Raw genomic sequence first — 26721 nt, 5'->3', positions numbered from 1 at the left:
AGCGGCCTTTTCAGCAGGAAACGAGTGGAAAATCAGTTGGTTTCCGGCTTCACTTCAATGTAGTTCAGACCCAGTACGCTGCTGGTGTAGCCGCGGATCTTGTTGGTCATCTCGATATCGCCGTTCAGCTTGTGGCCGTAGGACGGGATGATTTCTTTCAGCTTGCTCTGCCATTCCGGCGTCGCCACTTTGTCTTTGAACACGGTTTCCATCAGGTGCAGCATGATTGGCGCAGCGGTGGAAGCGCCCGGCGAAGCGCCCAGCAGAGCGGCGATGCTGCCGTCTTCAGAGCTGACGACTTCGGTGCCGAACTGCAGCACGCCGCCTTTATCCGCGTCTTTCTTGATGATCTGCACGCGCTGGCCTGCGGTCCACAGCTTCCAGTCTGCCTGCTTGGCGTCCGGGAAGTACTCTTTCAACGCGGCGAAGCGATCGTCGTCGTTCATCATCAGCTGGCCGACCAGGTATTTCACCAGATCGAAGTTATCCAGACCAACGTGAGTCATCGGCATCAGGTTCGAGGTGCTCAGCGAGTGCATCAGATCGAACAGCGAACCGTTCTTCAGGAACTTGCTGGAGAAGGTGGCGAACGGCCCGAACAGCAGCACGCGCTTGCCGTCCAGCATGCGGGTATCCAGGTGCGGCACGGACATCGGCGGCGAACCTACGCTGGCCAGGCCATACACTTTGGCCAGGTGCTGGTTGGCGATCTCCGGGTTGGTGGTGACCAGGAACTGGCCGCCGACCGGGAAGCCGCCGTAGCCGTCGGCTTCTGGGATGCCGGATTTCTGCAGCAGGGTCAGGGACGCGCCGCCGGCGCCGATGAACACGAACTTGGCGTTAACGGTGGTTTCTTTACCGTCGCGGTTCAGATCGGCAACGGTCACGCTCCAGGTCTGGTCGGCGTTGCGCTTGATGTCGCGCACTTCGTGGCTCAGGTTCAGCTTGAACTTGTCGCTGGTGCTCAGCGCGTCAACCAGCTGGTGGGTGATCACGCCGAAGTTGACGTCGGTACCCAGCGGCATACGGGTCGCGGCGATTTTCTGCGCCGGATCGCGGCCGTTCATCACCAGCGGGGCCCACTGTTTGATTTGCGCAGGATCTTCGGAGTATTCCATGCCGCGGAACAGGGTGCTGTGCTGCAGCGCCGCGTAGCGTTTACGCAGGAAGTTGACGTTGTCGTCGCCCCACACGAAGCTCATGTGCGGCACGCTGTTAATGAAGGATTTCGGATCTTTCAGGACATCGTTTTTCACCTGATAAGACCAGAATTGGCGAGAGATTTCGAAAGACTCGTTGACCTTCACCGCCTTGCTGATGTCGATGGTGCCATCGGCTTTTTCCGGCGTGTAGTTCATTTCACTGAAGGCGGAGTGGCCGGTACCGGCGTTGTTCCAGCCGTTGGAGCTCTCTTCCGCTACGCCGTTCATGCGTTCGTACATGTCGATGGTCCAGGTCGGCTCCAGCTCATGCAGATAGGTACCCAAGGTGGCACTCATGATGCCGCCGCCGATCAACACCACGTCGACGGTTTTATTCTTCTCTTCAGCCGCCGCCTGTTGCGTAACGCTAAACAGGCTGAGACTGAAAATCAGGACGAGTAATTTTCTCATTGAATTAAATCTCTTGTGTGTAAATTCTACTCATTGCAGGTGAAAGAATTTAGCGGGAGTTACCCTGGAAAATAATGAAGCCGACCGCCCGGCGTGAGCCGATAGGCAGCGATAATGCCTTTTTGTTAATAGGGTATTTAACGAAAAGTGAACTATTGCAGGCCGTCCGGATGCAAATTGATCGGTTCACGTTACTGGCGGGGTATTATTGTTTGCGAGAATGTTAAAAACTACTTTTGTAACTAAAAAAAATGAATATAAGCAAAAATCGGTCGGTTGTTGTCGCAGGAATAAACAGAGAGGGAAGAAAGGCCATATAACCGCGTTATTTCCAGGGGTTAATTGTCGCGCAATTAAACGTTATTTCGTTATCACACAATAATTGCGGTTAAATGGCAAATACCTATCGGTAACCAATAATAAATGGCCGCCGTGGCGGGCGGCCATCGTGCAGAAGACGGTTACTTGATGCCCATCGCATCGCGCATGGTGAAGAACAGATCGGTCTGATCGGTCAACCCCACCACGTTGGCGGCATGCGGGCCGTAGGCCGCGACGCGCAGTTGGGTGCCGGTATGTCCCTGCGACTCTTCTTCCGAGTTGCCGTAGCTGAGGGTCATTGGCGCACCGTCTTTGGTGGTCAGCATCTGGGTCAGGCCCGGCGCTTTGGCGTCGGCGGCGACGATCTGGCTGGAGTGCGCGTGGTCGGCGGTGACGATCACCAGCGTGTTGCCGTCGGCGCGAGCGAAGGCCAGCGCTTTTTGCACCGCTTCGTCCAGATCGACGGTTTCGCCAATCTGCCCACACGGGTTGGCGGCGTGATCCTGCTTATCGATCGACGCCCCCTCTACCTGCAGGAAGAAGCCATTCGGGTTGTCTTTCAGCAGCGCGATCGCTTTGTCGGTCATCGCCGCCAGCGTTGGCGTGGCTGCGGTGCGCGCCGGGTTGTTTTCACAGGTTACTGCCGGTTTATCGAGGTTGCCGTGGTAGCTGGCTTTCGGCCCCAGCCAGCGCACCGGCATGTTGCCGTCGGCAAACAGGCCCAGCAGCGGTTTTTGCTGATTGGCCAGGGTAACGGCCTGCAGTTCATCCGCGTTGCTCACCCACTGATAACCCTGCGCCGCCGCCTGGTCCTTCAGCGATTTTCCTTGCCATTCGCCGCTTTTCGCCAGTTGGTTGAAAGACTTCGCGCCACCGCCGAGCGTGACGTCGGCGCGGGTTTTCAGCAGTTGCTCGGTGATCGAGCCGCGGCCGCCGTTTTCCAGCGCGTTAGCGGCACATTTTTCGCTGGTTTCCTCCGGGCCGTAGCATTTGCGCGAGGTGACGTGCGACACCAGCGCCGCCGGCGTGGCGTCTTGCAGTTCGGCGGTGGAGACGTTGCCGGTGGCCTTGCCGGCCGCCTTGGCTATCTCCAGCAGCGTTGGTTGGTCTTTGCCGTTCACGTCTACGCCGAGCGCGCCGTTATAGGTTTTCACCCCGGTGGCCCAGGCGGTGGCCGAGGCGGCGGAGTCGGTCACGTAATCCGGTTTGTGGGTTTTCTTGTCCAGTGAGTAGTGGGTGTATTGCCCGGTCAGCGGCAGGGCATCGATGCCCTTGAAGTAACCGCCTGCGCCTGCGGCGTAGTTACGCGCGGCGGTGATCTCGGAATCCCCCATGCCGTCGCCGATCAGCAGGATCACGTTTTTCACCGTTTTGTCCGACAGCGACGCCTTCAGCGCGGCGGTCTGATCGCCGGCCAGACGACGGGCGCCGCCCGGCTCGGTGAGGGTGCCGCGCGCGGCGCGCTCGGTCAGGCCATCGGCATTGGCCGAGGTTTCCGCCGCGATGGCGGAGGAACAGAGCAGGGCGGACAGCACGGCGCCGGCGATCAGGGATACAGCAGGTTGCATGGGTAAGCTCCTTGTCGTAATACAACAATGTAAATAACATCAAATTGTTACGAAAGGAGAGTAGAACAGAGGGATGACAATTTTATGACAATGAAAGACGGGACGGCCCGGCGGCCATCCCGTTTGACGATCAGGCCGCGCGCGCCGGGATAGCGAGCCCACGCTGCACCGCCGGCCGCGCCAAACCGCGCTCCAACCACTGCGCGACGCGCGGGAAACTGTCGAACTCGACCAGTTCGCGCGCCTCATAGAAGCCGATCAGGTTGCGCACCCAGCCCAGCAGCGAGATATCGGCGATGGTGTAGTCTGCGCCCATGATCCAGTCACGGCCCTCCAGGCGCGTTTCCAACACGCCAAGCAGGCGTTTCGATTCGTTTTTGTAACGTTCCAGGGGCCGCTTGTCTTCATATTCGCGCCCGGCAAACTTGTGGAAGAAACCGAGCTGGCCGAACATTGGGCCGACGGCGGCCATCTGGAAGAACACCCACTGAATGGTCTCATAGCGCTGCGCCGGATCCTGCGGCAGGAAACGGCCGCTCTTTTCCGCCAGGTAGAGCAGAATAGCGCCGGATTCGAACAGCGGCAGCGGCCGGCCGCCTGGGCCATCGGGATCGATGATCGCCGGGATCTTGCCGTTCGGGTTCAGCGCCAGGAATTCCGGCGTCCAGGTTTCGTTGTTGCCGATGTCGATCAGGTGCGCCTCATAGGGCAGGCCGATCTCTTCCAGCATGATGGACACTTTGACGCCGTTCGGCGTCGGCAGAGAGTAGAGCTGCAGCCGTTCCGGATGCTGAGCCGGCCAGCGTTTGACGATCGGGAATTGAGTGGAATCGAGCATGGAAACTCCTCGGGTTGACGGGGGCGCTTAAGCGTACCCCCTTGAGTATTGCAGTAAAACTACCCCGCCGCCGGGTTACACCGTGAGGTCAAAATGTGCGGCCAGCGCTTTTTTACCGGCGGGGGTCAGCTGCAGCTCGCGGCTGTCGAGCCGGCGGACGATCCAGCCGCGTTGAATAAAGGCGGTCAACAGCGCGGCGCCCAGTGCGCCACCGAGGTGAGAGCGGCGTTCGCTCCAGTCCAGGCAGCCGCAGGCGAAGCGGCGGCGGGTGGGGGCGGGGGAGCAATCGACGCCTAACCGCGTCAGCGCGGCCTGACCGGCGTCGCTTAACCGGTAGTCTTCCTCACCGCTCAGCCAGTTCAGCGCATGCAGCCGATCGTGCAGCTTCACCGCCACCTCGCCCGCCATATGGTCGTAGCAGGTGCGAGCATATTGCAGCGTGGTGGGCGTGCTGCTTTTCACCGACGGGCGCGGTACGCCCGCCAGCGCCATCAGGCCTTCCAGCGCGTCGGCCACCGGCTGACCGGCCAGCCGAAAATAGCGGTAGCGCCCCTGTTTGACGCAGGCGATCAGCCGCTGCTCCAGCAGTTTCGCCAGATGCGCGCTGGCGGTGGACGGGGCGACCTCGACCGCCGCGCTGAGCTCGGTGGCGGTGTAGGCGCGCCCGTCCATCAACAGGCACAGCATGCGTGCCCGGGTGCGGTCGGCGATGGCGGCGCTCAGCGCCGCTAAACGATCTTCGATGTCGATGTTATGCATACTTCGAGGTTAGACGAAGTATGACTGCGCGTCCATCGCTAACCTGTGATTATCGCCATCTGGTACCGAGGGAGAAAACCATGTCCGTATGTCCTTATGCCGCCGCGCTGGCCGCCGAGCCGCAGATGCGCTATCGCGCCTTGCCGCCCCTGAGCTGGGATAGCGCAGGGCAATGTTGGGTGGCCGCGGCGTCGCAGTGGGTGAGGGAAGCGCTGCTCAATGCCGATCTCGGCGTGCGGCCGGCCGATGAGCTGGTGCCGACGGCCTTGCTGGAGACGCCGATGGCGCCGCTGTTCGCCGGGCTGGCGCGGATGCGCGACGGCGAGGAGCACCGCACGCTTAAGGCGGCGCTGCAGCGGGCGTTCGCTTCCTGCGACGATATCCTGATTCAGCAAACCGCGACACAGTGCGCGGTGCGTTTAGCGCCAAAAGCGCCCGAGGCGGCAGCGATCACCCGCTTTAACTACGGATTGCCGGTCTGCACCCTCGGCGCATTGCTGGGCGTGCCCGAAGCGCAATGGCAACATCTTATCGATGACAGCCTGGACTTTGTCCGCTGTATCGCGCCCGGCGGCACGCCGCAGCAGCTGGCACGCGGCATTACGGCGGCGCAGCGGCTCTGCGCCCGGCTGGCGACGGGAAAGGGCGTGCTGCGCCAGGCATTAGCGCGGGAGATCGGCGACATCCGGCTTGAGTTGGCCAATGCGCTCGGTCTGCTGTTTCAGGCCTGTGAGGCGACGGCGGGCTGGATCGGGCAGGCGTATTTGCTGGCGCGGCAGAACGGTGAAGTGGACACCGCGCTGGATCGGGTGCGGGCGCTAACGCCACCTATCCAAAACACGCGCCGTTTCGTCTTGCGCGAGACGCAGCTTGGCGGTTATACGCTGCGCGTGGGGCAGACCGTCTTGCTGTTGCTCGGCGCCGACGGCGAACTGGCCTTCGGCGCGGGGGCACACCGCTGCCCGGGCGAACGCTGGGCGAGGATTATCGCGCGCTGTGGCGTGGCGCATCTGTGTTCGCTTGATATTGATGAGCGGGCGTTGAAATCGGTGCGGTGGCGCCATTCTTACAATGCGCGCGTACCGGAATTTTACCGTTGAGAGGAGACGATAATGATCGCCGTGATTTTTGAACTGCAGGCCGCCGATGGGCAGCGCGATACCTATCTGGCGCTGGCGGCGGAACTGAAGCCGCTGCTGGCGCAGATCGACGGATTCATTTCCATCGAGCGCTTTCAAAGCCTGGCCGATCCTGCGCGCCTGCTGTCGCTCTCTTTCTGGCGTGACGAGGCGGCGGTGCAGCAGTGGCGCAATCTCGAGCAGCATCGCGCGGCACAGGCGCGCGGCCGTGGCGAGGTGCTGGCGCAGTACCGGCTGCGGGTGGCGGAGGTGGTGCGGGACTACGGGCTGGAGAGACGCGACCAGGCGCCGCAGGATAGCCGTTGCTATCATCGCACCTGAAAAAAGCCCGCCGGCGGCGGGCTTTCGTCCGCTATTTCGCTTCGCTGCCCACCTTCATCGCTCCGGCGTAGCTGGCGCCCATTCCCCAGGCGGCGCCGTGGTCGCGGGCGATCTGCAATACGCCCCCCGCCGTGGCCTTGCGGCTCCAGTCCTGCTGCCATTCCAGCATCAACGCCACCCAGTTGATAGGGGTGGCGCCCGCCTGTATCAGGCGCTGCATGGCGTTGTTTTGGCTATCTGGCGTAATGTCGCCGGTGACGTCCGACAGAATATAAACCTCATACCCCTCGCCCAGGGCTGACAGCGCCGGCAGCATCACGCAGCTGGCGGTCCACAGCCCGCCGATGATGATTTTCTTGCGGCCGGATTGTTTAATCAGATCCACCACGCGCCGATCCTGCCAGACGTTGATGGCGGTGCGATCGTACACCTGCAGGTCCGGGCGTGCCTGCGTCACTTGCTGGAATACCGGCCCGGCGAAGCTTTTGGCGTTGGCCGAGGCCAGAATGGTCGGCACGTTGAACACCTTGGCGGCCTTGGCGATGCCGGCGGCGTTATTCACCAGATTGGTTTGATCGATAGAGGAAATGGTCATGCCGAACATGTCCTGCAGATCGACCAGCAGCAACAGGCTGTTGTCGGCGGTCAGCGGTTGCACATAACCCGCCTGGCGGCTATCGGCGGCGGGGGATTGCGCCAGCGCGGCCACGGGGGCGGCGGCGGCGCTCAGGCCGAGCATCAGGGCGATTAGGGTCTTTTTCATTATTAACTCCATGATTATCAGTAGATTAAATTCACTTCCCACTCAGGGAAGCGGTTGAATAAAGTCTACTGAGGTTGTTGAGGTTAATAATCTGTGTTTTATTGAATTTATAATTAACCAATAGGACATAATATGGACGTGCTACTGACGATGCGCGCCTTTCGCCGCGTGGTTGAGCGCAACAGTTTCTATAAGGCGGCGGAGGATCTGGCGATCACGCCGGCGGCGTTGAGCAAGCAGATTAAGCAGTTGGAGAGCCGGTTGGGTACGTTGTTGCTGGTGCGCACCACCCGCAGCATGAGCCTGACCGAAGCCGGGCAGCTCTATTACCAGGAAGCCTGTCGGCTGCTCGGCGAGTTCGACGCCTTGGAGCAGACGGTTGCCGCCAGCGCGCAGCAGGTCTCCGGCACGCTGCGGGTCAATGCGCCGCTCTCGTTCGGCCTGACGGTGCTGTCGCCGCTGCTGCCGCCGTTTATGCAACGCTACCCGCAGCTGCAGGTGGAACTGACGCTGGACGACAGGGTATTGGACGTAGTGGCGGCCGGTTTCGATATTTCCTTGCGCATTCGCCGACGGCTGCCGGATTCTTCCCTCAGCGCCCGGGCGCTGGGTGACGTGCACCAGCGAATTTGCGCCGCGCCCGGCTATTTGGCGCAGCACGGCGTGCCGCAAACGCCCAATGAATTGCAGCGGCACAGCTGTCTGGCCTATTCCCTGGCGGAAAAGCCGGGGCAATGGCAGTTCACCGCCGGCGAGGAGAGCCTGAGCGTGGCGTTCACTCCCCGGCTGATCGCCAACAACAGTCTGATGCTGCGGGATATGCTGGTGGCGGGACTGGGTATCGGTTCGCTGCCGTCGTTCGTGGCGGATCCCGAGATCGCCGCCGGCAGGCTGGTGCGGCTGTTCCCTGAACAGATTGCCGACGTGCATCAGATTTTCGCGGTTTACCCGACGCGCCGGCATCTGCAGCAGAAAGTGAGTTTATTCACCGAGTTTGTGCGAGAACAGGGATTGATGGCGGCGAATTGACAACGGCGCACGGTTGTCATATTCATTAGCTATGAAAAAATCCTACCGCTCATTCGCGCTAATTATTATCACCCGTCTCCAAAGGGTGGGATAGCGCGAGTGTCGCCAATAAAAACCCGCCGGCAGGCGGGTTTTTATTATCCCCTTCCGGCAACGACCGGAGAACGTCATGCAAACCTACCCTGCAGTTTTACACCTGATGTGCGGCAAGGCCGGCGCAGGCAAATCGACGCTGGCGCAGCGTTTGGCGCAGCAACCGCAAACGCTGTTGCTGGTCGAAGATGCGTGGCTGGCGACGCTGTATGGACAGGAGATGGCCAGCCTGCAAGACTATGCGCGCTGTTCCGACCGGTTACGGCGGGCGCTGGGCGGGCACCTCGTGCAGCTGCTGCGCGGCGGTTGGTCCGTGGCGCTCGATTTTCCGATGAATACGCCGGACAGGCGGCGTTGGGCCAAAGCGTTGGCGGAGGAGGCCGGCGTCGCACACTGCCTGCACTTTCTCGATGTCAGCCATGCGCAGTGCCTGAGCAGGATAACGCTGAGAAATGCGCGCGGCGAGCACCCATTTGCCCTGAGCGAAGCGGAGTTTGAGCGCCTGGCGCAGTACTTTGTTCCCCCGGCGGAAGAGGAAGGGATGACCGTCTGGCGTTATGGCGAACAGGACTGAAAACCGGCGCCATGACGGCGCCGGCAACGGTTAGGCTTCGGCGTTAAACGCGTTGTGGAAGGTGACCTCCGCGCACGGCAGCACGCCCTGGAAGGCGATGGCGCGGAAGTAGTCTTGCGGCACGCCCGGCAAGGTCAGCGCGGTCTGCGCCTGGAAGCCGAAACGGCCGTAATAGTTCGGATCGCCCAGCACCACGCAGCCTGCGGCGTGCCGTTCTTGCAGTTCGGCCAATAGCTGGCGGATCAGCCGGCTGCCGATCCCCTGGCTCTGACAGGCCGGCAGCACCGACACCGGCGCCAGCCCGTACCACCCGGCGGCGCCGTTGCTGAGTACGACCGGCGAGACGGACGCGTGCCCGATCGGTGTGCCATTGTGCTCGGCGACCAGCGACAGGGTAAGGGCTCCCGCCGCGCGCAGCGCGTTGACGATAAACTGCTCGGTGTGGCTGCTGTGTTCGGCATGCAGGAACGCAGCGGCGGTCAGGGTGGCGATGGCGCCGACGTCGGTCGGCGTTTCGTGGCGTAAAGTGATGTTCATGGTTGTATCCTGATTAAATAAGGCTGTGCCGACCGGGCTGCCCGGCCGGTATCGATGATTAACGGTTATCCAGCTGCGCACGCACGGCCTTGAGCCCGGCAAAGGTGACGCGATAAGGGCGCCCCTGGCGAGAGAGGATCAGGCGTTTGGTTTTGAGCTTGGTGAAGACGGCCAGCGAGCAGTCGGCCAGGCCGAGCCCTTCGCGGGTGTAGCATTCGACGTGGGTGACGCGACCGGCGTCGTTGCGGGTGAAGGCGATATAGCCGCCTTTGGCCAACACGTGCAGCACGCGTTGTTCCGCTTTGGAAATGTTCATGTTGGGAGATCCTGTAATAACCCCAGATACGCGCATCCCCGCGCAAACGCGCGTCGGATACGTCAGAGTCCCTCGCCATACGGCAAGGAAGCGACTATCGGGTGGTTACAATCTCCAACATACAGGCCTCGGGCAGTGAAAAACGCCAGGGCGGCGTTTCAGCGCAGATAATGTAGCCAATGGCCGGTTGGCTGTCAATTTGCCGGCGGCGCGGGCCGCCGGCGAAAGGCCAATTAGAAAGGCTTGGTCGGCAGGTATTTGCCGTCCAGGGTGATCACCGCGCGTTCGCCGCCTTCGGGATCGGCGACCTTTTTGATATCCAGCTTGAAGTTGATGGCGCTGATGATGCCGTCGCCGAACTGCTCGTGCACCAGCGCTTTCAGCGTGGAGCCGTAAACCTGCAGCATTTCATAGAAGCGATAAATGGTCGGATCGGTCGGCACGCCGCCGGGAATGCTGCCGCGCAGCGGGATGGTTTGCAGCAGCAGCACCGCCTCTTCGTCCAGCCCCAGCTTGGCCGCTACCGTGCGCGCCGCCGGTTCCGGCAGCGCATGCTGCCCCAGCAGCGCGGCGGTGACGAACGCCAGGCTGAGACCGGTGCCCTCGGCCAGTGCGTCGAAAGTCAGGTTATGGCGGATCTTGGCGTCCATGATGGTGTCGGTGAGCGCTTCGCGCGGGGCGGCGTTGTGCAGAGAGTGTGTCATGTTAGCTCCTTTTGTTGACTTAAAAACGGGCGATCGCCGGGATGGCGGTCACGTCGGGATGGGTGGCGAGTGGCACGAAGCGGCGGGTTTCGCCGTCCAGCGCCTCGATAGCGCCGCTGGCGATATCATAGACCCAGCCGTGCAGCGCCAGGCGGCCCTGATCCAGCGCCAGGGCGACGGAAGGGTGCGTTTTGATGTTGTTGAGCTGGGCGATGACGTTTTCGCGCACCATCGACGCGACCCGGGCAGCGTCGGAGACGTGCGGATAAGCCTGGTTGACCGCCTTGGCGGAATCGGCGTAACGCAGCCAGCCGGCGACCGTCGGCAGGTGATCCAGACACTGGCAGGTGGCGATGGCGGTCATCGCGCCGCAGTCGGAATGGCCGCAGATCACGATGTCTTCCACGCCCAGCGCAGCGACGGCGTACTCGACCGAGGCGGTAACCCCGCCGGGTTCGGAGCCAAAAGAAGGCACGATGTTACCGGCGTTGCGGATCACGAACAGATCGCCCGGCTCGCGCTGGGTGACCAGCTCCGGCACCAGGCGGCTGTCGGAACATGAGATAAACAGGGTGCGCGGGTTTTGGCGGGTCGCCAACTGCTGAAACAGCGCCGTGCGTTCAACAAAGGCTTCGCGCTGGAACTTCAGGAAGCCTTCAATCACCTCTTTCATCCGTTTCTCCATTGGGTGTCGTTATGCGATGGCGACATGATGAACGCTTCTGGCTATAGGGTCTAAGACCCATTTATAATGCTGGTTATAGGTTTTACTAATAGTTGGGACGCTATGCTGCTGCGACACATCCGTTATTTTCTGGCCGTTGCCGAACAGGGCAACTTCACCCGCGCCGCCGAAGCGCTGCACGTCTCGCAACCGACGTTGTCCCAGCAGATCAAGCAGTTGGAAGACGCACTGGGGGCGCCGTTGTTCGATCGCAGCGGCAGAGCCGTGCGCCTGACCGACGCCGGTGAGGCGTGGATGCGCTATGCGCGGCTGGCGCTGCAGGATTTGGACGCCGGCGCGCGGGCGATCCATGACGTGGCGACGCTGGCGCGCGGCCATTTGCGGCTGGCGATGACGCCAACCTTCACCGCCTATCTGGTGGGGCCGACGATCGATGCGTTCTACCGCCGCTACCCGGGGATTACCCTGAGCATTGAGGAGATGGCGCAAGAGCGAATTGAGGCGCTGCTGGCGCAGGATCGGCTGGACCTGGGGATCGCCTTCGAGATGGCGCAGTCGGCGGAGGTAGAAGCCACGCCGTTGTTCAGCGAGACGCTGGAGCTGATGGTCGGCGCCGATCATCCCCTGGCGGCGCATCGCCGGCCGCTGAGGCTGGCGGAGTGGCAACATCTGCCGCTGGCTTTGCTGAGTGGCGACTTCGCCACGCGGCAGTTTATCGATCGTTACTGCACACAGTTGGGATTTCGGCCGCAGGTGGCGGTGGAGGCCAATGCGCTGGGCGCTATCGTCGAGATCGTGCGGCGCGGGCAGCTCGCCACGCTGCTGCCGGCCGCCATTGCGCGCGAGAACCGGCAGTTGAAAAAAGTGGCGTTGGCCAACGCCATGCCGGTGCGGCAGGCGGTATGGCTGCAGCGCAAAGGCGCTTACCGCAGCGCCGCCGCGCAGGCGTTTATCGCCGTTTTGCAGCAACAGGGCGTTACGCCAACGCACTCCAGCGCTGCGTCATCCCCAGCAGATGGACCAGCCCGAAGCCGAGGCAAATCAGCGAGCTGACGACGATAAAACGCTGGCTGCGGCCGGTATCGCGCAGGGCGAAGGGGCCGGCGACGCCGCGCAACAGGTAGATGAAGGTAATGATAAACAGCGCGGGCCGCAGCAGTGGCAGCGGCGCGATCAGGCCCGCGCCGGAAAGCGCATACAGCGCCCAAATAAACAGCATCAGCGCGATACCGGCGGTGACGACGGCCGGGAACTTTTACCCGCTTCCGCCGCCTTAATGAAGCGATCGCCGGCGCCGCACAGCCGATAGCCGCGCGGCCCGGCGGCGATCACCCAAATATGCAACAGGGCGGCGATGGTGCTCAGCGCGGCGCCGATCAGCAGTGCGGTGTTATAGAGGTGTGGCATGGTAAGGCTTCCCTGTCAGAAACGTGATTGGCATGAAGCGTAGACCAGAAAAGACGAATTAACCGAACGCAACAGGGAAGAGGAGCAAGTGATGAGAGTGGCGACAGGCATGCTGAACGTATTGGCGCTGTGGAGCGGGCTGGCGATGGCGCAATCTGCAGCGCTGACGCTGCCGCGGGAGGATGGTTCGAGTATTCATTACTATCTGGACGCTGCGGTGCCCGGGCAATCGTCGGCGGCGCTGCTGGTGATCCTGCAAGGTTCGGATTGCAACAGCGTGCGGCATATCCGCCTGGTCACGCCGATGCGGCAGGCGTTACCCGCCGCAGACCTGCTGACGGTGGAGAAATACGGCATCGACGACACCTTGCCGTACCGCGAAGAGGTGCCGCGGCAGGATTGCCCGGATGCTTTCGTGCAGCATGATACGCCGCAGCGGCGGGTGAGCGATGTCACCCAGGTGCTGCAGGCGGTGATTGCGCGAAACGGCTATCAAAAGGTCGCGGTGCTGGGGGGCAGCGAAGGGGCGGTGATCGCCAATCTGGTGACGGCCTCCTCGGGCCTGGTTGACGCCACCCTCGCGTTCAGCGGTGGCGGGCGCTGGTTTATCGACGACGTGCGCCACAGCGCCGCCGACGCGCCGAAGGAAGAGGTGGCCGGGCTGAACGCATTTTTACAGCAGGTGATGACGGCGCCGCCGTTCCCCCTGAACGCCAGCGATCATGGCTATGCCTGGTGGCATGGCATGCTGAACATCGATCAGCTCGCCACCCTGCGCAGCATCAAGACGCCGGTGCTGATCGTGCAGGGTGACCAGGATCGCGCCGTTTCGCCGGGGGCGGTCGGGAAAATGATCGCCGAGCTGCGGGCCGACGGTAAAACGAATATCACCTACCTTAATTATTCGACATTGGACCATGTGATGCGGCGCGAGAACGGCGACAGCGAGATGACGCGGGTGGTGGCGGATATGCGCGCGTGGCTGGAGAAGCAGCTGCGCTGAGCGTCGGTATTAGGACAAGCTATGTAATAATTGACGCGAGTTTCTTTGGACTGAGTGATCTGCTGCTCAATTGAACACAATGTTATTTAATCAGGGCTTCCGTCGTGTATTTTTTTAACCGCAAACCTGAAAATGAAATACCCTAAGAAAATTCCAGCTATGGAGGTCGCAACCCACAGATACTTAAAACTATCGTCGGAATAAAACATGAACCAGACAATGGCTAACAGCGAGAGGGCCACAACGCCGCACCCAATGCCCTGAATAATTCTGGATAAAGCCGCCAGCATAAAGTTCTTCATACGTTAACCTTTGCAAAAAAGTACTGACAAATTTGGTTGAATTTCTTTCGATCTCTTTCCCAAACCGAGACGGCATCCTCGAATGGTCGGACTTTGTTTTCTAACAGAAAGTACAGCAGATCGAGGTTTCCCAGGCGTCTAAGTTGATCATACATCCGTGAGTTTCTTGCCCTCAAGTCGCGTGATGTATAGACAGAGCGCGATATGCTTGCCCCTGCGGTGAGAATTGAGCCAACGGCAACACCGGAGACAAGCCGTGGGATGATTTGTTTAGAGAATATATATCCCATGTTTGCGGTGGCTAACTGATTAAAGGCGAATTTGCCGATGAGTTTGCCTGATGTTCTTATGGTCATGTCCTTAACATCTTCAAACTTGACCTTACTGGCGAAGTTTTCGATGAAGATATGAGCCACTTTCTCGATGCTCGCTTTATTGGCCAGGCCTGACTTGATGAGTCTGATAAATCGCTCTTTATCTTGCGAGTTTAACCATCTGTTTTCAGTATCAATATAGTCGTAGCCCAGGTAGTAGAAATCGACCGGTACGCTGATAAAACCTTGTGCAAACCCGCGCACTAAATTGCTATCAATGTTTACGGCATCGGCCATATCGTTGGCTATCTGCTTTGCGCTTTTCATAGAAATCCTTTTCAATATGAAGCGCCGAATCTAGCAGACTTTTTGTACGCAAGCCAATGCCCACCGGCAAACGGCGTGAACCCACCGCTCAAAATGTCACCGAAACTTCCCGCGATCTCTGCACCCCGTTGTGGCATAATGCGCGCCAAATCACATTCCCTATGTATAAAGAGCGAGCGCTGTGTTAAGCACTAACAACATCACCATGCAGTTCGGCAGTAAGCCGTTGTTTGAAAACATCTCTGTCAAATTCGGCGGCGGCAACCGTTACGGCCTGATCGGCGCCAACGGCTGCGGCAAGTCCACCTTTATGAAAATCCTCGGCGGCGATTTGGTGCCGAGCGGCGGCAACGTGTTCCTCGATCCGAACGAGCGCCTGGGTAAACTGCGTCAGGATCAGTTCGCCTTCGAGCAGTACAGCGTGCTGGACACCGTGATCATGGGTCACACCGAACTGTGGGCGGTGAAGGAAGAGCGCGACCGCATCTACGCATTGGCGGAGATGAGCGAAGAAGACGGCTATAAAGTAGCCGACCTGGAAGTGGCCTACGGCGAAATGGACGGTTATACCGCCGAAGCGCGTGCCGGCGAACTGCTGCTTGGCGTGGGCATTCCGGTGGAACAGCACTATGGCCCGATGAGCGAAATCGCGCCGGGCTTCAAGCTGCGCGTGTTGCTGGCGCAGGCGCTGTTCTCCGATCCGGAAATCCTGCTGCTCGACGAACCGACCAACAATCTGGACATCGACACCATTCGTTGGCTGGAGCAGGTGCTGAACGAGCGCAACAGCACCATGATCATCATCTCGCACGACCGTCACTTCCTGAACATGGTCTGCACCCACATGGCGGATCTGGACTACGGTGAGCTGCGCGTTTACCCGGGCAACTACGACGAATACATGACCGCCGCCACCCAGGCGCGTGAGCGTTTGATGGCGGACAACGCCAAGAAGAAAGCGCAGATCAGCGAGCTGCAGTCGTTCGTCAGCCGCTTCAGCGCCAACGCCTCCAAATCCAAGCAGGCCACGTCGCGCGCCCGCCAGATTGACAAGATCCAGCTGGAAGAGGTGAAAGCCTCCAGCCGCCAGAACCCGTTCATCCGTTTCGAGCAGGATAAGAAGCTGTTCCGTAACGCGTTGGAAGTGGAAGCGCTCACCAAGGGCTTCGACGAAGGCCCGCTGTTCAACAAGCTGAACCTGATGGTGGAAGTGGGTGAGAAGGTCGCGGTGCTGGGCGCCAACGGCATCGGTAAAACCACCCTGCTGAAAACGCTGGTGGGCGACGCGCAGCCCGACAGCGGCACCGTGAAGTGGTCGGAAAACGCCCGTATCGGTTATTACGCACAGGATCACGAATACGAGTTCGACGACACCCTGACCGTGTTCGACTGGATGAGCCAGTGGAAGCAGGAAAAAGACGACGAGCAGGCGGTGCGCAGCGTGCTGGGCCGTTTGCTGTTCAGCCAGGACGATATCAAGAAGCGCGTGAAGGTGCTGTCCGGTGGTGAGAAGGGCCGCATGCTGTTCGGTAAGTTGATGATGCAGCGCCCGAATATTCTGGTGATGGACGAACCGACCAACCACCTGGATATGGAATCCATCGAATCGCTGAACATGGCGCTGGAGATGTACGAAGGCACGCTGATCTTCGTCTCCCACGACCGTGAATTCGTCAGTTCGCTGGCGACCCGGATTCTGGAAATCACCCCGAACAAGGTGATCGACTTTACCGGCAACTACGAAGACTATCTGCGCAGCCAGGGCATCGTATAACCCTCGCGGCAACGCATCAGGGCGGGAATTATCCCGCCCTTTTTTTATCCGTCACGCCCCGCCGCACACCTCGCAGTGCGGATCCTTCGGCAGTTTCATCTCGCGGAACTGCATGCTCATCGCATCGAACATCAACAGCTTGCCGCGCAGCGGCTGACCATAGTCGGCCAGCAGCTTGATGGCTTCCATCGCCTGCAGGGTGCCGATGGTGCCGACCAGCGGCGCCATCACGCCTGCTTCGACGCAGGTGAGGGCGCTGTCGCCGAACAGCCGGCTCAGGCAGCGGTAGCAGGGCTCGCCCGGCTGATAGGTGAACACGCTGAGCTGGCCCTCCATGCGGATCGCAGCACCGGAAACCAGCGGCTTGCGCTGCGCGTGGCACAGGCGGTTCAGGGCGTCGCGCGCCGCCACGTTGTCGGTGCAGTCCAGCACCAGATCGCAGGCGGCGATCTCTGCCGCGATCGCGTCATCTTCCAGACGGCCGTCGATGGCATCGATGCGGATATGCGGATTGATGGCGCTCAGTTCCCGCCTGGCAGAGGCGACTTTGCTCTGGCCGATGCGATCGTCGCGGTGCAGGATCTGGCGCTGCAGGTTGGAGAGCGAGACGGTGTCGAAATCCACCAGCACCAGATGGCCGACGCCGGCCGCCGCCAGATATGGCGCAGCGGCGCAGCCCAGCCCGCCCAGCCCGGCGATCAGCACGCGGGCGGCCTTCAGCTTCTCCTGGCCGTCGAAGTCAAAGCCGCGCAGCACGATCTGGCGGTTGTAGCGCAGCGCTTCGGCGTCGGTCAATTCCGGCAGCATGTTTAGCTCCTCAGCAGGGCGTTGAACGGCTCGATCTCCACCGTTTCGCCTACCGCCACCGAACCGCGTTCGCGCTCCAGCACGATGAAACAGTTGCCCTGGCTGTAGGAGCTGAAGACGTGCGAGCCCTGGTGGCCGGTAGTGCTGACCTCCAGTTCACCCGCGGCGTTGCTGCTGAACACCCCGCGCTGGAAATCGAGGCGGCCCGGCGATTTCTTCAGCGGGGTTAGCGCGCGCGCGCACAGACGCGGCGGCAGGCGCCAATCGCTGTGGCCGGCCAGTTTGGCCAGCAGCGGTTGCACCAGTTGGTAGAAGGTCAGGGCGGCGGAAACCGGGTTGCCCGGCAGGCCGCAGAACCAGGCGTGGCTCAGTTTGCCGAAGGCGAAGGGTTTGCCGGGTTTGATCGCCAGCTTCCAGAAGCTGACCTGGCCCAGCTCGTCGAGCATCTGTTTGGTGTAGTCGGCCTCGCCGACCGAGACGCCGCCGCTGCTGATCACCACGTCGGCCTGGCTGTCCGCCCGTTCGAAAGCGGCGCGCAGCGCATCGCGATCGTCGCGGATAATGCCGAGATCGAGCACTTCGCAGCCCAGCTGTTCCAGCATCAGGCGCACCGCGAAACGGTTGGTGTCGTAGATTTGGCCCGCCTGCAGCGGCTGGCCGACCGGCTGCAGTTCATCGCCGGTGGAGAACACCGCCACCTTCAGCTTACGCATTACCTGCACCTCGGCGACGCCAAGCGAAGCCAGCAGCGGCAGCTGCGCGGCGCCCAGCTTCACGCCGGCCGGCAATACGCTCGCGCCCCGGCGAATGTCTTCACCCGCCAGACGGATATTCTGGCCGGCTTCAACCGGTGCGGTAAAACGCACGCCCTGGTCGCTCACCTCGGCCTGCTCCTGCATGACCACTGCGTCCGCTCCGGCCGGGATCGGAGCGCCGGTCATGATGCGCACGCAGCTGTTGGCCGGCCATTGGCCGTCGAACGGCGCGCCGGCGAAGGCTTTCCCGGCGACCGGCAGCGGCGCATTGGCCGCCAGATCGGCGAGGCGCACCGCATAGCCGTCCATCGCCGAGTTGGCGAACGGCGGCACGTCGAGCGGCGAGACCACTGGGGCGGCGGTGATGCGGCCGGCGGCGGCGGTCAGGGCAACGGATTCGGTTTGCTGCAGCGGGGCGATCTGCCCGAGCATTTTTTCCAGCGCTTGCTCCAGGGAGATGAGATCGGAAGTATGGCAATGATCCATAAAGGGAACTCCGTAATCAGGGTGCGCTAAAATAGCGACAAAGTGCGGGTATTATGGCAGAGAACGCCGGGGGGGAGAACGGGTTATGCTTGCCATCTTTCGTACTGTGGCACCGGGGCGAACGGGTATAAACTGCGCAAAACAGAGGAGAATCATGATGCATAAACAGGTGATCGAGTTCTGGTTCGACGAAATCGAACCGGTGATGTGGTTTAAAAAGGACGACGATTTCGATCGTCTGTTGCACAGCCGTTTCGGCGAAATCTGGCGGGCGGCGGCGGCGGGGGAGCTGGCGCACTGGCGCGACACCATCGAGGGGCGCTTGGCGGAGGTGATCGTGCTCGATCAGTTCAGCCGCAATCTGTTCCGCGGCACGCCGCAGTCCTTCGCCTGCGACGGCATGGCGCTGATCCTGGCGCAGGAGGCGATCCGCAGCGGCGAGTGCGAACGGCTGAGCCGCGAGCAGCGCGGCTTCCTTTATCTGCCGTTCATGCACTCGGAATCGCCGTTGATCCACCAACAGGCGCTGGTTCTGTATACCGAGCTCAATAACGGCGATCAGCTGGAATTCGAGCTGCGGCATAAGGCGATCATCGATCGTTTCGGCCGCTACCCGCATCGCAATGCGATATTGGGGCGCACCAGCACGCCGGAAGAAGAGGCCTTTTTGCAGCAGCCTGGATCGGGTTTTTAATCGTTGGATCATCTGCGCCCGGCCGGAGGAAAAAACGCAGGCCGGGCGCCACAATAAGCGTGACTCAGCGCGAACGTTTATTTCATTACGCTCTACCGCTATTTCCTCCCGCGAAATTACCAATAATCCCGGCCGCACTGTCAGCGGTTTGCTGCTTTTTATAACCTGCTGTTTTTATTCCAATAAGCTATTTTAAGGTGCGAAACGGTCTAAGCGCGCTACGCTAAAAGCGGGGCGTGGACGTTATGCTGTACTTCCACTGTAGGACTAAATAGAGTCGAAAAAGACTGAATAATAATGATACCGCGCTCAGCTTATTCGCTGTGCAACGGCGGGATTAACACAGGGTGTCAGGCAAATGAGCAAACCAGTGATTGCCATTCATGGCGGCGCGGGCGCAATTACCCGGGCGGCGCTGAGTGCGGAAAAAGAACGGCAGTATATCCAGGCGCTGTCCGAGATCGTGGCTGCCGGGCAGGCGATATTGGCACAGGGTGGCAGCGCGCTGGACGCGGTGACCGAAGCGGTGCGACTACTCGAAGAGTGCCCGCTGTTCAACGCCGGCAAAGGCTCGGTGTTCACCCATCAGGGCACCCACGAACTGGATGCCTGCGTGATGGACGGCCGCACCTGCGATGCCGGTGCCGTCGCCGGCGTCAGCCGCGTCCGCAACCCGGTGCTGGCGGCGCGCGCGGTGCTGGAAAACAGCGAACACGTGCTGTTTGCCGCCGAAGGCGCCGAGAAGTTTGCCGCCGCCCACGGCCTGGAAATGGTTACCCCCGACTTCTTCTTTACCCAAGAACGCTTTGATCAGCTGCACCGCGCCCAGGCGGAGCAGGGCCGGGTATTGCTCGATCACGACGGCGCGGCACAGGCCGGCGATCCGCTCGATCCCGATCGCAAATTCGGCACCGTCGGCGCGGTGGCGCTGGATGCGCTGGGCAACCTTGCCGCCGCCACCTCCACCGGCGGCATGACCAACAAGCAGGCAGGGCGAGTGGGCGACACGCCGATTATCGGCGCCGGTTGCTATGCCAACAACGCCACCGTGGCGGTCTCCAGCACCGGCACCGGCGAGATTTTCATGCGCGGCGTGGCGGCCTATGACGTCTCCGCCCTGATCGAATACGGCGGCCTCAGTCTGCAGGCGGCCAGCGATCGGGTGGTGATGGAGAAACTGCCTGCACTGGGCGGCAGCGGCGGCATGATCGCCGTCGATCGCCACGGCAATATCGCGCTGCCGTTTAACTGCGAGGGGATGTATCGCGGTTTTGGTTATGTCGGCGATGCGCCGTCCGTCGGGATTTATCGCTAAGCGTTCACCGGGAGGGGGTATGACCGACGTTTCATTCCGGCCCGCCGGCGACGAATTGTCATTGCCGCCGCAGCGGGTGCTGACGGTGCGCGATCTGAGCATCAGTTTTCCTCAAGTGGACGGCGCCGTGGAAGCGGTGCGCAACCTGTCGTTCGATCTCGATCGCGGCGAGACGCTGGCGATCGTCGGTGAGTCCGGCTCTGGCAAATCGGTGACTTCGCTGGGGCTGATGCGGTTGGTGGAGCAGGGCGGCGGGCGCATCGTCAGCGGCGCCATGACGCTGCGCCGGCGCGACGGCGCGTTGCTCGATCTGGCGCACGCCTCGCAGAGCACGCTGCGCACGGTGCGCGGCGCCGACATGGCGATGATCTTCCAGGAGCCGATGACCTCGCTCAACCCGGTATTTCCGGTCGGCGAGCAGATCGCCGAATCGCTGCGCCTGCATCAGGGCATGGACCACCGCAGCGCGCGTCAGGAGGCGCTGCGCATGCTCGATCTGGTGCGCATTCCGGAGGCCAAAGAGGTGCTGGGGCGCTACCCGCATCAGCTTTCCGGCGGCATGCGCCAGCGGGTGATGATCGCCATGGCGCTCTCCTGCAAACCGGCGTTGCTGATTGCCGATGAACCCACTACCGCCCTCGACGTCACCATTCAGGCGCAGATCCTGCAGCTGATCCGCGTGCTGCAACAGGAGATGCAGATGGGGGTGATCTTCATCACTCACGACATGGGCGTGGTGGCAGAGATAGCCGACCGGGTGCTGGTGATGCGCCGTGGGGAGCAGGTGGAACAGAATCGGGTGCGTGAGTTATTCGCCGCGCCGCAGCAGGCCTATACCCGGGCGCTGCTGGCGGCGGTGCCGAAGCTGGGGGCGATGGCCGCACTGCCGCTGCCGGCGAAGTTTCCGCTGCCGGACGGCGAGGGGGATACGGCGCCGCAGGATACCGTACCGCCAGACGCTGCGCCGATCCTGCGGGTAGAGCATCTGGTCACGCGTTTTGATCTGCGCGGCGGGTTGTTTAATCGGGTCACTCGCCGGGTGCACGCGGTAGAAAACGTCAGCTTCGATCTTTACCCCGGCGAGACGCTGGGGCTGGTGGGCGAGTCCGGCTGCGGCAAGTCCACCACCGGGCGCGCTTTGCTGAAGCTGGTGGACAGCCAGAGCGGCACCATCACCTTCGCCGGGCGGCGGATAGACCAATTGAAGGGGCCGGCGCTGCAGCACCTGCGGCGCGATATTCAGTTCATCTTTCAAGATCCTTACGCCTCGCTCGATCCGCGCCTGACGGTCGGTTTTTCCATCATGGAGCCGCTGCTGGTGCACAACGTGATGCGCGGCCGGGAGGCGGAGCAACGGGTGGCCTGGCTATTGGAACGCGTCGGCCTGTTGCCGGAGCATGCGCGCCGCTACCCGCACGAATTTTCCGGCGGCCAGCGCCAGCGTATCTGCATCGCGCGCGCGCTGGCGCTAAACCCGAAAGTGGTGATCGCCGACGAGGCGGTCTCGGCGCTGGACGTGTCGATTCAGGCGCAGATCGTCAATCTGCTGCTCGATCTGCAGCGCGAGTTCGGCATTGCTTTTCTGTTCATTTCACACGACATGGCGGTGGTGGAGCGCATCAGCCACCGGGTGGCGGTGATGTACCTCGGGCAAATTGTCGAGATCGGCCCGCGGCAGGCGGTGTTCGACAATCCGCAGCACCCCTATACCCGCAAACTGATGGCGGCGGTGCCGGTGGCCGATCCCGCTCATGCCCACAAACGGCAGCCGCTGCCGGCCGATGAGATCCCGAGCCCGGTGCGCGCACTGGGCGATGAACCCGTTACCGCACCGTTGGTGCAGGTTGGCGCCGGGCACTTTGTCGCCCGCCACCCGATCGCCGGTGCTTTTTAAAGACCTCAGGAGAGACAAGCGACATGAAGCACACATTCAAACGCAATGCGCTGTTGGCCGCCATACTGCTGGCGGCGGGAACCGGCCCGGTTTGGGCGGCGAAGGACGCGGTGATCGCCGTGGCGTCCAATTTCACCACTCTCGATCCTTACGACGCCAACGACACGCTGTCGCAGGCGGTGGCCAAGTCTTTCTATCAGGGGCTGTTCGGCTTCGACAAGGACATGAAGCTGGTGAACGTACTGGCGGACAGCTATGAGGTCAGCAAAGACGGCCTGACCTATACCGTCAAACTGCGCCAGGGCATTAAATTCCACGACGGCACCGCGTTCAACGCCGAGGCGGTGAAGGCCAACCTCGATCGCGCCAGTAACCCGGACAGCCACCTCAAGCGCTACAACCTGTTCAAGATGATCGACAAAACCGAAGCGGTAGACGCCAATACGGTGAAGATCGTGCTGAAGGCGCCGTTCTCGGCGTTCGTCAACAACCTGGCGCACCCGGCGGCGGCGATCATCTCGCCGGCGGCGCTGAAGCAATACGGCAAAGAGATCGGTTTCCACCCGGTCGGCACCGGCCCGTACCAGTTCGTGACCTGGAACCAGACCGACTTCGTCAAGGTGAAGAAGTTCGACGGCTACTGGCAGCCGGGGCTGCCGAAGCTCGACAGCATCACCTGGCGCCCGGTGGTGGATAACAACACCCGCGCGGCGATGCTGCAGACCGGCGAGGCGACCTTCGCCTTCCCGATCCCTTACGAGCAGGCCAAGGTGCTGGAAGGCAACGCCAAGCTGGACGTGGTGGCCGCGCCGTCCATTCTGCAGCGTTACATCAGCATGAACGTCACCCAAAAGCCGTTCGACAACCCGAAGGTGCGTCAGGCGCTGAACTACGCCATCAATAAGGACGCGCTGATCAAAGTGGCGTTCGCCGGTTACGCGGTGCCGGCGGAAGGGCCGGTGCCGCCGGCCATCGATTTCGCCGCCCGTTACAAGCCGTGGCCGTACGATCCGGCCAAGGCGCGCGAGCTGCTGAAAGAGGCCGGCTACCCGAACGGCTTCACCACCACGTTGTGGTCTTCCCACAACCACAGCACCGCGCAGAAAGTGCTGCAGTTCACTCAACAGCAACTGGCGCAGGTGGGGGTGAAAGTGACGGTGACGGCGATGGATGCCGGGCAGCGCGCGGCGCAGGTAGAGAGCGTCGGGGTGAAAGACACCGGCGTGCGGATGTTCTACACCGGCTGGTCGGCCTCGACCGGGGAAGCGGACTGGGCGCTGTCGCCGCTGTTCTCTACCCAGGCGGCACCGCCGAAGCAGTTCAACACCGCGTTCTACAGCAACCCGCAGGTGGACAAGGATCTGACCGACGCGCTGGCGACCACCGATCGCGCCGAGAAGCAGAAACTGTATCAGGACGCACAGGATCGCATCTGGGCCGACGCGCCCTGGATCTTCCTGGCGACCGAACGTCTGTTGTCGGCCAACAGCAAACAGCTGAGCGGCTTCTACGTGATGCCGGATACCTCGTTCAACTTTGATAACGCCGATCTGAAATAAGGCGCCCATCCCCGCCTGCGGCCAGACGGCGGCAGGTGGGGGAAGGAATGAGATGCTCAATTATTTTCTGAAACGACTGCTGGGCCTGATCCCGACGCTGCTGATCGTGGCGGTGCTGGTGTTCCTGTTCGTTCACCTGCTGCCGGGCGATCCGGCGCGGCTGGCGGCGGGGCCGGAGGCCGACGAGGCGGTGGTGCAGCTGGTGCGCAAGGATCTGGGGTTGGATAAGCCGCTGCCGCAGCAGTTCGCGCACTTCTTCGTCAACGCGCTGCGGGGCGACTTCGGCATTTCGATGGTGTCCAAACGCCCGGTGAGCGAAGAGATCGCCTCGCGCTTTATGCCGACTTTCTGGCTGACCGTCACCAGCATGCTGTGGGCGGTGGCGTTTGGTCTGGCGATCGGCGTGGTGTCGGCGGTGTGGCGCAATCGCTGGCCGGATCGCCTCGGCATGACGCTGGCGGTGTCGGGGATCTCGTTCCCGGCCTTTGCGCTCGGCATGCTGTTGATGCAGGTGTTCTCGGTCGAGCTGGGGTGGCTGCCGACGGTGGGCGCCGACAGCTGGCGGCACTACATTCTGCCTTCGATCACTCTGGGGGCGGCGGTGGCGGCGGTGATGGCGCGCTTCACCCGCGCTTCGTTCGTGGAGGTGTTGCAGGAGGACTACATGCGCACCGCGCGCGCCAAGGGCGTGCGGGAAAGCGTGGTGGTGATGAAGCACGGCCTGCGCAACGCGATGATCCCGGTGGTGACCATGATGGGGCTGCAGTTCGGCTTCCTGCTCGGCGGTTCGATCGTGGTGGAGAAAGTGTTCAACTGGCCGGGGCTGGGGCGGTTGCTGGTGGACTCGGTGGAGATGCGCGATTACCCGGTGATCCAGGCCGAGGTGCTGCTGTTCTCGCTGGAGTTCATCCTGATCAATTTGCTGGTGGATATGCTGTACGCGGCGATCAACCCGGCGATTCGTTACCAATGAGGAGGCGGCATGATTAAGCACTGGCGGCGCAACGCTGCACTGAAGGCGATGCCGCTTATCGATCCCAACGCGGTACGCACGCCGTGGGACGAGTTTTGGCGGCGCTTTCGCCGCCAGCGGGCGGCGCTGGTCGCCGGCCTGTTCGTGCTGCTGCTGATTGCGGCGGCGCTGCTGGCGCCTTATTTGGCACCGTTCGATGCGGAAAACTATTTCGATTACGATCGGCTGAACGAAGGGCCTTCGCTGATGCACTGGCTGGGCGTGGATTCCCTCGGGCGCGATATCTTCAGCCGTATCCTGATGGGCACGCGCATTTCGCTGGCGGCCGGGGTGTTCTCGGTGCTGGCGGGCGGGGCGATCGGCACCCTGCTGGGGCTGCTGGCCGGTTACTATGAGGGCTGGTGGGATCGCCTCACCATGCGCGTCTGCGACGTGCTGTTCGCGTTTCCCGGCATTCTGCTGGCGATTGGCGTGGTGGCGATCATGGGCAGCGGCATGGCCAACGTGATCGTCGCGGTGGCGATCTTCAGCATTCCGGCCTTCGCCCGCCTGGTGCGCGGCAACACGCTGGTGCTGAAGCACCTGACCTATATCGAATCGGCGCGCAGCATCGGCGCCTCGGACTGGACCATCATCCTGCGACACATTCTGCCGGGCACCCTGTCTTCGATCGTGGTCTATTTCACCTTGCGCATCGGCACCTCGATCATCACCGCCGCCAGCCTGTCGTTTCTGGGCCTGGGCGCCCAGCCGCCGACGCCGGAGTGGGGGGCGATGCTCAACGAAGCGCGTGCCGATATGGTGATCGCGCCGCACGTGGCGATCTTCCCCAGCCTGGCGATATTCATCACCGTGCTGGCGTTCAACCTGTTGGGTGACGGATTGCGCGACGCGCTCGATCCTAAGCTGAAGGGGTGATGGAGAAAGCTATTGCCATGTGGGTATTCTGCATGGCGAATAGCCTGTTTCTGCCGGATATTCAGACCATTGCAAATTTTTTGCGTGCTCGCTTTTTGTTATCGCGATTAAGGGAGGAAAAGTGAAATCCACGTTCTTCTTTACTTTTGGTTGCCCGTCGCTCGATGAGTGGGGTCAATATGCTAATGCCGTTAAAGCTGTTTTGCCAATAAATTGCTTTTACTTCTGATGATGTGTCCTGGCGTGTTATTTTATTCCTATTTCTCTGCGTTTTTATTTTATTTTGGCTGTGGTTTGTTGCAGGTCTTTTTGACCAGGGTTAGGTACGGCCAGTTTTTACTGATAATCGTGTCATTAAAAACCTTCTGCCGCTGTTGAACGCGCTCTTTTGGGAATTGCCGGTATTTCAGGCCTGCAATTCCCTTTATCCAAGCTACTCGATCAGCACAATGGCAAAACCGATTAACGTCGTGCCAACGGCATCATAGGTCGCAATCTGTCCGTTGGAGGCAGAGGAAACAAACGGTGTTCCCTGGCCCGAAGTGCCGAGCACTGCATGTCCATATGGCGTTACAGCCAAAGCATCATCCGGGACACCAATTTCATTAAGCGGAGGTGTTGTTCTGGACTGCGCGACAGGATAATTCCCACTGTTCCAGTCAGTGGTATTCCATTTTCCGTCGCTTCCTAACCATTGAACTGAGAAATTAAATACATAGCCACCTTTATTATTTACGGTGATTTTCTGAACTTGTCTCATGGTATTTTCCTTTAATGTTCACTGTGTAATAAAAAGCGTTATTTACCTGTGCGTCGGCATGGGGTTTAATCCTGGCCTTACACTTAATCGTATCAGGGTAATTTATTTTCACAACAAGCCTGGATATTAAATTATTTAATTGCTGAGCTAATCAAAGGATATAAAATGATAAT

General features: G+C 61.1%; 27 protein-coding genes and 1 pseudogene. 13 read left to right on the top strand and 15 right to left on the bottom strand.

Annotated elements, in window-relative coordinates; translation table 11 throughout:
• Positions 1-32 precede the first annotated feature (32 nt).
• The 4 genes from mqo to FHU12_RS13870 all read right to left on the bottom strand — a co-directional run bounded on the left by mqo (position 33) and on the right by FHU12_RS13870 (position 5099).
• Positions 33-1613 carry a malate dehydrogenase (quinone) gene (gene mqo / locus FHU12_RS13885; protein WP_141969995.1) on the bottom strand — a complete coding sequence of 527 codons (1581 nt, stop codon included), beginning with the start codon at positions 1611-1613 and terminating at the stop codon, positions 33-35.
• A gap of 461 nt (positions 1614-2074) precedes the next feature.
• The gene (gene phoA, locus FHU12_RS13880; protein WP_141969993.1) at positions 2075-3502 is read right to left on the bottom strand and encodes an alkaline phosphatase; all 1428 of its coding nucleotides are present in this window, start codon (positions 3500-3502) and stop codon (positions 2075-2077) included.
• A 130-nt stretch (positions 3503-3632) separates the two neighbouring features.
• Positions 3633-4340, bottom strand: coding sequence for a glutathione S-transferase N-terminal domain-containing protein (locus tag FHU12_RS13875; protein WP_060440382.1), 708 nt, complete (start codon positions 4338-4340; stop codon positions 3633-3635).
• A 75-nt stretch (positions 4341-4415) separates the two neighbouring features.
• The gene (locus tag FHU12_RS13870) at positions 4416-5099 is read right to left on the bottom strand and encodes an ArsR/SmtB family transcription factor (protein ID WP_141969991.1); all 684 of its coding nucleotides are present in this window, start codon (positions 5097-5099) and stop codon (positions 4416-4418) included.
• 80 nt (positions 5100-5179) lie between these two features.
• On the opposite strand from FHU12_RS13870, the gene FHU12_RS13865 reads away from it, so the two are divergent.
• Both FHU12_RS13865 and FHU12_RS13860 read left to right on the top strand, forming a co-directional pair.
• Positions 5180-6199 carry a cytochrome P450 family protein gene (locus tag FHU12_RS13865; protein WP_141969990.1) on the top strand — a complete coding sequence of 340 codons (1020 nt, stop codon included), beginning with the start codon at positions 5180-5182 and terminating at the stop codon, positions 6197-6199.
• 12 nt (positions 6200-6211) lie between these two features.
• Complete coding sequence (locus FHU12_RS13860) at positions 6212-6559, top strand: antibiotic biosynthesis monooxygenase family protein (RefSeq protein WP_025302122.1); 348 nt, start codon at positions 6212-6214, stop codon at positions 6557-6559.
• A gap of 31 nt (positions 6560-6590) precedes the next feature.
• Here the strand turns inward: FHU12_RS13860 and FHU12_RS13855 are convergent, their stop codons facing one another.
• Entirely contained in the window at positions 6591-7322 is a 732-nt protein-coding gene (locus tag FHU12_RS13855; RefSeq protein ID WP_089195680.1) for an isochorismatase family protein, read from the bottom strand.
• Between the two features lie 132 nt (positions 7323-7454).
• Here FHU12_RS13855 and FHU12_RS13850 point away from each other — a divergent pair, with 132 nt between their 5' ends.
• Together FHU12_RS13850 and FHU12_RS13845 are read left to right on the top strand one after the other, a co-directional pair.
• Positions 7455-8351 carry a LysR family transcriptional regulator gene (locus tag FHU12_RS13850; RefSeq protein WP_141969988.1) on the top strand — a complete coding sequence of 299 codons (897 nt, stop codon included), beginning with the start codon at positions 7455-7457 and terminating at the stop codon, positions 8349-8351.
• 169 nt (positions 8352-8520) lie between these two features.
• Positions 8521-9018 (top strand): P-loop nucleotide/nucleoside kinase family protein, encoded by a 498-nt coding sequence (locus FHU12_RS13845; RefSeq protein WP_141969986.1) that lies wholly within the window; start codon positions 8521-8523, stop codon positions 9016-9018.
• 30 nt (positions 9019-9048) lie between these two features.
• Here the strand turns inward: FHU12_RS13845 and FHU12_RS13840 are convergent, their stop codons facing one another.
• The 4 genes from FHU12_RS13840 to FHU12_RS13825 all read right to left on the bottom strand — a co-directional run bounded on the left by FHU12_RS13840 (position 9049) and on the right by FHU12_RS13825 (position 11248).
• The gene (locus FHU12_RS13840) at positions 9049-9555 is read right to left on the bottom strand and encodes a GNAT family N-acetyltransferase (RefSeq protein ID WP_141969984.1); all 507 of its coding nucleotides are present in this window, start codon (positions 9553-9555) and stop codon (positions 9049-9051) included.
• A gap of 58 nt (positions 9556-9613) precedes the next feature.
• Entirely contained in the window at positions 9614-9871 is a 258-nt protein-coding gene (locus tag FHU12_RS13835) for a YjhX family toxin (protein ID WP_004939031.1), read from the bottom strand.
• Between the two features lie 233 nt (positions 9872-10104).
• Complete coding sequence (cynS, locus tag FHU12_RS13830) at positions 10105-10575, bottom strand: cyanase (RefSeq protein WP_141969983.1); 471 nt, start codon at positions 10573-10575, stop codon at positions 10105-10107.
• Between the two features lie 19 nt (positions 10576-10594).
• On the bottom strand, positions 10595-11248 hold the full coding sequence (locus FHU12_RS13825; RefSeq protein WP_141969981.1) for a carbonic anhydrase: 654 nt from the start codon (positions 11246-11248) through the stop codon (positions 10595-10597).
• Positions 11249-11362: 114 nt separating this feature from the next.
• On the opposite strand from FHU12_RS13825, the gene cynR reads away from it, so the two are divergent.
• Positions 11363-12313 carry a transcriptional regulator CynR gene (gene cynR / locus FHU12_RS13820; protein WP_141969980.1) on the top strand — a complete coding sequence of 317 codons (951 nt, stop codon included), beginning with the start codon at positions 11363-11365 and terminating at the stop codon, positions 12311-12313.
• Here the strand turns inward: cynR and FHU12_RS27525 are convergent.
• Positions 12237-12667: pseudogene (locus FHU12_RS27525) on the bottom strand (hypothetical protein). The gene cynR and the pseudogene FHU12_RS27525 overlap by 77 nt on opposite strands.
• Positions 12668-12758: 91 nt before the next feature.
• Here FHU12_RS27525 and FHU12_RS13810 point away from each other — a divergent pair.
• Entirely contained in the window at positions 12759-13670 is a 912-nt protein-coding gene (locus FHU12_RS13810) for an alpha/beta hydrolase family protein (RefSeq protein ID WP_141969978.1), read from the top strand.
• An 86-nt stretch (positions 13671-13756) separates the two neighbouring features.
• Here FHU12_RS13810 and FHU12_RS13805 read toward each other — a convergent pair whose 3' ends face one another.
• Both FHU12_RS13805 and FHU12_RS13800 read right to left on the bottom strand, forming a co-directional pair.
• Positions 13757-13972: a hypothetical protein gene (locus tag FHU12_RS13805; RefSeq protein ID WP_025302132.1), complete on the bottom strand. Its 216-nt coding sequence runs from the start codon at positions 13970-13972 to the stop codon at positions 13757-13759.
• Positions 13969-14613, bottom strand: coding sequence for an Ssp6 family T6SS pore-forming effector (locus FHU12_RS13800; RefSeq protein WP_065424615.1), 645 nt, complete (start codon positions 14611-14613; stop codon positions 13969-13971). Before FHU12_RS13800 ends, FHU12_RS13805 begins: the two co-directional genes overlap by 4 nt.
• Before the next feature lie 181 nt (positions 14614-14794).
• Here FHU12_RS13800 and FHU12_RS13795 point away from each other — a divergent pair, with 181 nt between their 5' ends.
• Positions 14795-16387: an ABC-F family ATPase gene (locus tag FHU12_RS13795; protein ID WP_025302134.1), complete on the top strand. Its 1593-nt coding sequence runs from the start codon at positions 14795-14797 to the stop codon at positions 16385-16387.
• A 51-nt stretch (positions 16388-16438) separates the two neighbouring features.
• Here the strand turns inward: FHU12_RS13795 and moeB are convergent, their stop codons facing one another.
• On the bottom strand, positions 16439-17194 hold the full coding sequence (moeB, locus tag FHU12_RS13790; protein ID WP_141969977.1) for a molybdopterin-synthase adenylyltransferase MoeB: 756 nt from the start codon (positions 17192-17194) through the stop codon (positions 16439-16441).
• 2 nt (positions 17195-17196) lie between these two features.
• Positions 17197-18435, bottom strand: coding sequence for a molybdopterin molybdotransferase MoeA (moeA, locus tag FHU12_RS13785; RefSeq protein WP_141969975.1), 1239 nt, complete (start codon positions 18433-18435; stop codon positions 17197-17199).
• A 157-nt stretch (positions 18436-18592) separates the two neighbouring features.
• Here moeA and FHU12_RS13780 point away from each other — a divergent pair, with 157 nt between their 5' ends.
• The 6 genes from FHU12_RS13780 to gsiD all read left to right on the top strand — a co-directional run bounded on the left by FHU12_RS13780 (position 18593) and on the right by gsiD (position 25788).
• A complete protein-coding gene (locus FHU12_RS13780; RefSeq protein WP_038880951.1) occupies positions 18593-19129 on the top strand; it encodes a DUF924 family protein in 537 nt (178 codons plus the stop codon).
• Positions 19130-19487: 358 nt separating this feature from the next.
• Positions 19488-20444 carry an isoaspartyl peptidase/L-asparaginase family protein gene (locus tag FHU12_RS13775; RefSeq protein WP_141969973.1) on the top strand — a complete coding sequence of 319 codons (957 nt, stop codon included), beginning with the start codon at positions 19488-19490 and terminating at the stop codon, positions 20442-20444.
• 19 nt (positions 20445-20463) lie between these two features.
• A complete protein-coding gene (locus FHU12_RS13770; RefSeq protein ID WP_141969971.1) occupies positions 20464-22338 on the top strand; it encodes a dipeptide ABC transporter ATP-binding protein in 1875 nt (624 codons plus the stop codon).
• Positions 22339-22361: 23 nt separating this feature from the next.
• A complete protein-coding gene (gene gsiB, locus FHU12_RS13765; RefSeq protein ID WP_141969970.1) occupies positions 22362-23897 on the top strand; it encodes a glutathione ABC transporter substrate-binding protein GsiB in 1536 nt (511 codons plus the stop codon).
• Between the two features lie 52 nt (positions 23898-23949).
• A complete protein-coding gene (gsiC, locus tag FHU12_RS13760; protein WP_038880960.1) occupies positions 23950-24870 on the top strand; it encodes a glutathione ABC transporter permease GsiC in 921 nt (306 codons plus the stop codon).
• 9 nt (positions 24871-24879) lie between these two features.
• Entirely contained in the window at positions 24880-25788 is a 909-nt protein-coding gene (gene gsiD / locus FHU12_RS13755) for a glutathione ABC transporter permease GsiD (RefSeq protein WP_185742310.1), read from the top strand.
• Positions 25789-26221: 433 nt separating this feature from the next.
• Here gsiD and FHU12_RS13750 read toward each other — a convergent pair whose 3' ends face one another.
• Positions 26222-26548 carry a hypothetical protein gene (locus FHU12_RS13750; RefSeq protein WP_074181154.1) on the bottom strand — a complete coding sequence of 109 codons (327 nt, stop codon included), beginning with the start codon at positions 26546-26548 and terminating at the stop codon, positions 26222-26224.
• Positions 26549-26721 lie beyond the last annotated feature (173 nt).

This window comes from Serratia marcescens, assembly GCF_006715005.1.
Classification (GTDB): Bacteria; Pseudomonadota; Gammaproteobacteria; order Enterobacterales; family Enterobacteriaceae; genus Serratia; species Serratia montpellierensis.
Note: the sequence above shows the minus strand (reverse complement) of the source record. Positions and strands in the feature narration are given on the sequence as shown.

Bases quoted from the DNA above. Each gene is read 5' to 3' on its own strand.
- moeA (WP_141969975.1), bottom strand. From the start codon at position 18,435: ATGGATCATTGCCATACTTCCGATCTCATCTCCCTGGAGCAAGCGCTG.
- cynR (WP_141969980.1), top strand. From the start codon at position 11,363: ATGCTGCTGCGACACATCCGTTATTTTCTGGCCGTTGCCGAACAGGGC.
- mqo (WP_141969995.1), bottom strand. From the start codon at position 1,613: ATGAGAAAATTACTCGTCCTGATTTTCAGTCTCAGCCTGTTTAGCGTT.
- FHU12_RS13865 (WP_141969990.1), top strand. From the start codon at position 5,180: ATGTCCGTATGTCCTTATGCCGCCGCGCTGGCCGCCGAGCCGCAGATG.
- gsiB (WP_141969970.1), top strand. From the start codon at position 22,362: ATGAAGCACACATTCAAACGCAATGCGCTGTTGGCCGCCATACTGCTG.
- FHU12_RS13780 (WP_038880951.1), top strand. From the start codon at position 18,593: ATGCATAAACAGGTGATCGAGTTCTGGTTCGACGAAATCGAACCGGTG.
- cynS (WP_141969983.1), bottom strand. From the start codon at position 10,575: ATGACACACTCTCTGCACAACGCCGCCCCGCGCGAAGCGCTCACCGAC.
- FHU12_RS13805 (WP_025302132.1), bottom strand. From the start codon at position 13,972: ATGAAGAACTTTATGCTGGCGGCTTTATCCAGAATTATTCAGGGCATT.
- FHU12_RS13870 (WP_141969991.1), bottom strand. From the start codon at position 5,099: ATGCATAACATCGACATCGAAGATCGTTTAGCGGCGCTGAGCGCCGCC.
- moeB (WP_141969977.1), bottom strand. From the start codon at position 17,194: ATGCTGCCGGAATTGACCGACGCCGAAGCGCTGCGCTACAACCGCCAG.
- gsiC (WP_038880960.1), top strand. From the start codon at position 23,950: ATGCTCAATTATTTTCTGAAACGACTGCTGGGCCTGATCCCGACGCTG.
- FHU12_RS13860 (WP_025302122.1), top strand. From the start codon at position 6,212: ATGATCGCCGTGATTTTTGAACTGCAGGCCGCCGATGGGCAGCGCGAT.
- gsiD (WP_185742310.1), top strand. From the start codon at position 24,880: ATGATTAAGCACTGGCGGCGCAACGCTGCACTGAAGGCGATGCCGCTT.
- FHU12_RS13770 (WP_141969971.1), top strand. From the start codon at position 20,464: ATGACCGACGTTTCATTCCGGCCCGCCGGCGACGAATTGTCATTGCCG.
- FHU12_RS13845 (WP_141969986.1), top strand. From the start codon at position 8,521: ATGCAAACCTACCCTGCAGTTTTACACCTGATGTGCGGCAAGGCCGGC.
- phoA (WP_141969993.1), bottom strand. From the start codon at position 3,502: ATGCAACCTGCTGTATCCCTGATCGCCGGCGCCGTGCTGTCCGCCCTG.
- FHU12_RS13800 (WP_065424615.1), bottom strand. From the start codon at position 14,613: ATGAAAAGCGCAAAGCAGATAGCCAACGATATGGCCGATGCCGTAAAC.
- FHU12_RS13875 (WP_060440382.1), bottom strand. From the start codon at position 4,340: ATGCTCGATTCCACTCAATTCCCGATCGTCAAACGCTGGCCGGCTCAG.
- FHU12_RS13810 (WP_141969978.1), top strand. From the start codon at position 12,759: ATGAGAGTGGCGACAGGCATGCTGAACGTATTGGCGCTGTGGAGCGGG.
- FHU12_RS13855 (WP_089195680.1), bottom strand. From the start codon at position 7,322: ATGAAAAAGACCCTAATCGCCCTGATGCTCGGCCTGAGCGCCGCCGCC.
- FHU12_RS13840 (WP_141969984.1), bottom strand. From the start codon at position 9,555: ATGAACATCACTTTACGCCACGAAACGCCGACCGACGTCGGCGCCATC.
- FHU12_RS13750 (WP_074181154.1), bottom strand. From the start codon at position 26,548: ATGAGACAAGTTCAGAAAATCACCGTAAATAATAAAGGTGGCTATGTA.
- FHU12_RS13850 (WP_141969988.1), top strand. From the start codon at position 7,455: ATGGACGTGCTACTGACGATGCGCGCCTTTCGCCGCGTGGTTGAGCGC.
- FHU12_RS13835 (WP_004939031.1), bottom strand. From the start codon at position 9,871: ATGAACATTTCCAAAGCGGAACAACGCGTGCTGCACGTGTTGGCCAAA.
- FHU12_RS13825 (WP_141969981.1), bottom strand. From the start codon at position 11,248: ATGAAAGAGGTGATTGAAGGCTTCCTGAAGTTCCAGCGCGAAGCCTTT.
- FHU12_RS13775 (WP_141969973.1), top strand. From the start codon at position 19,488: ATGAGCAAACCAGTGATTGCCATTCATGGCGGCGCGGGCGCAATTACC.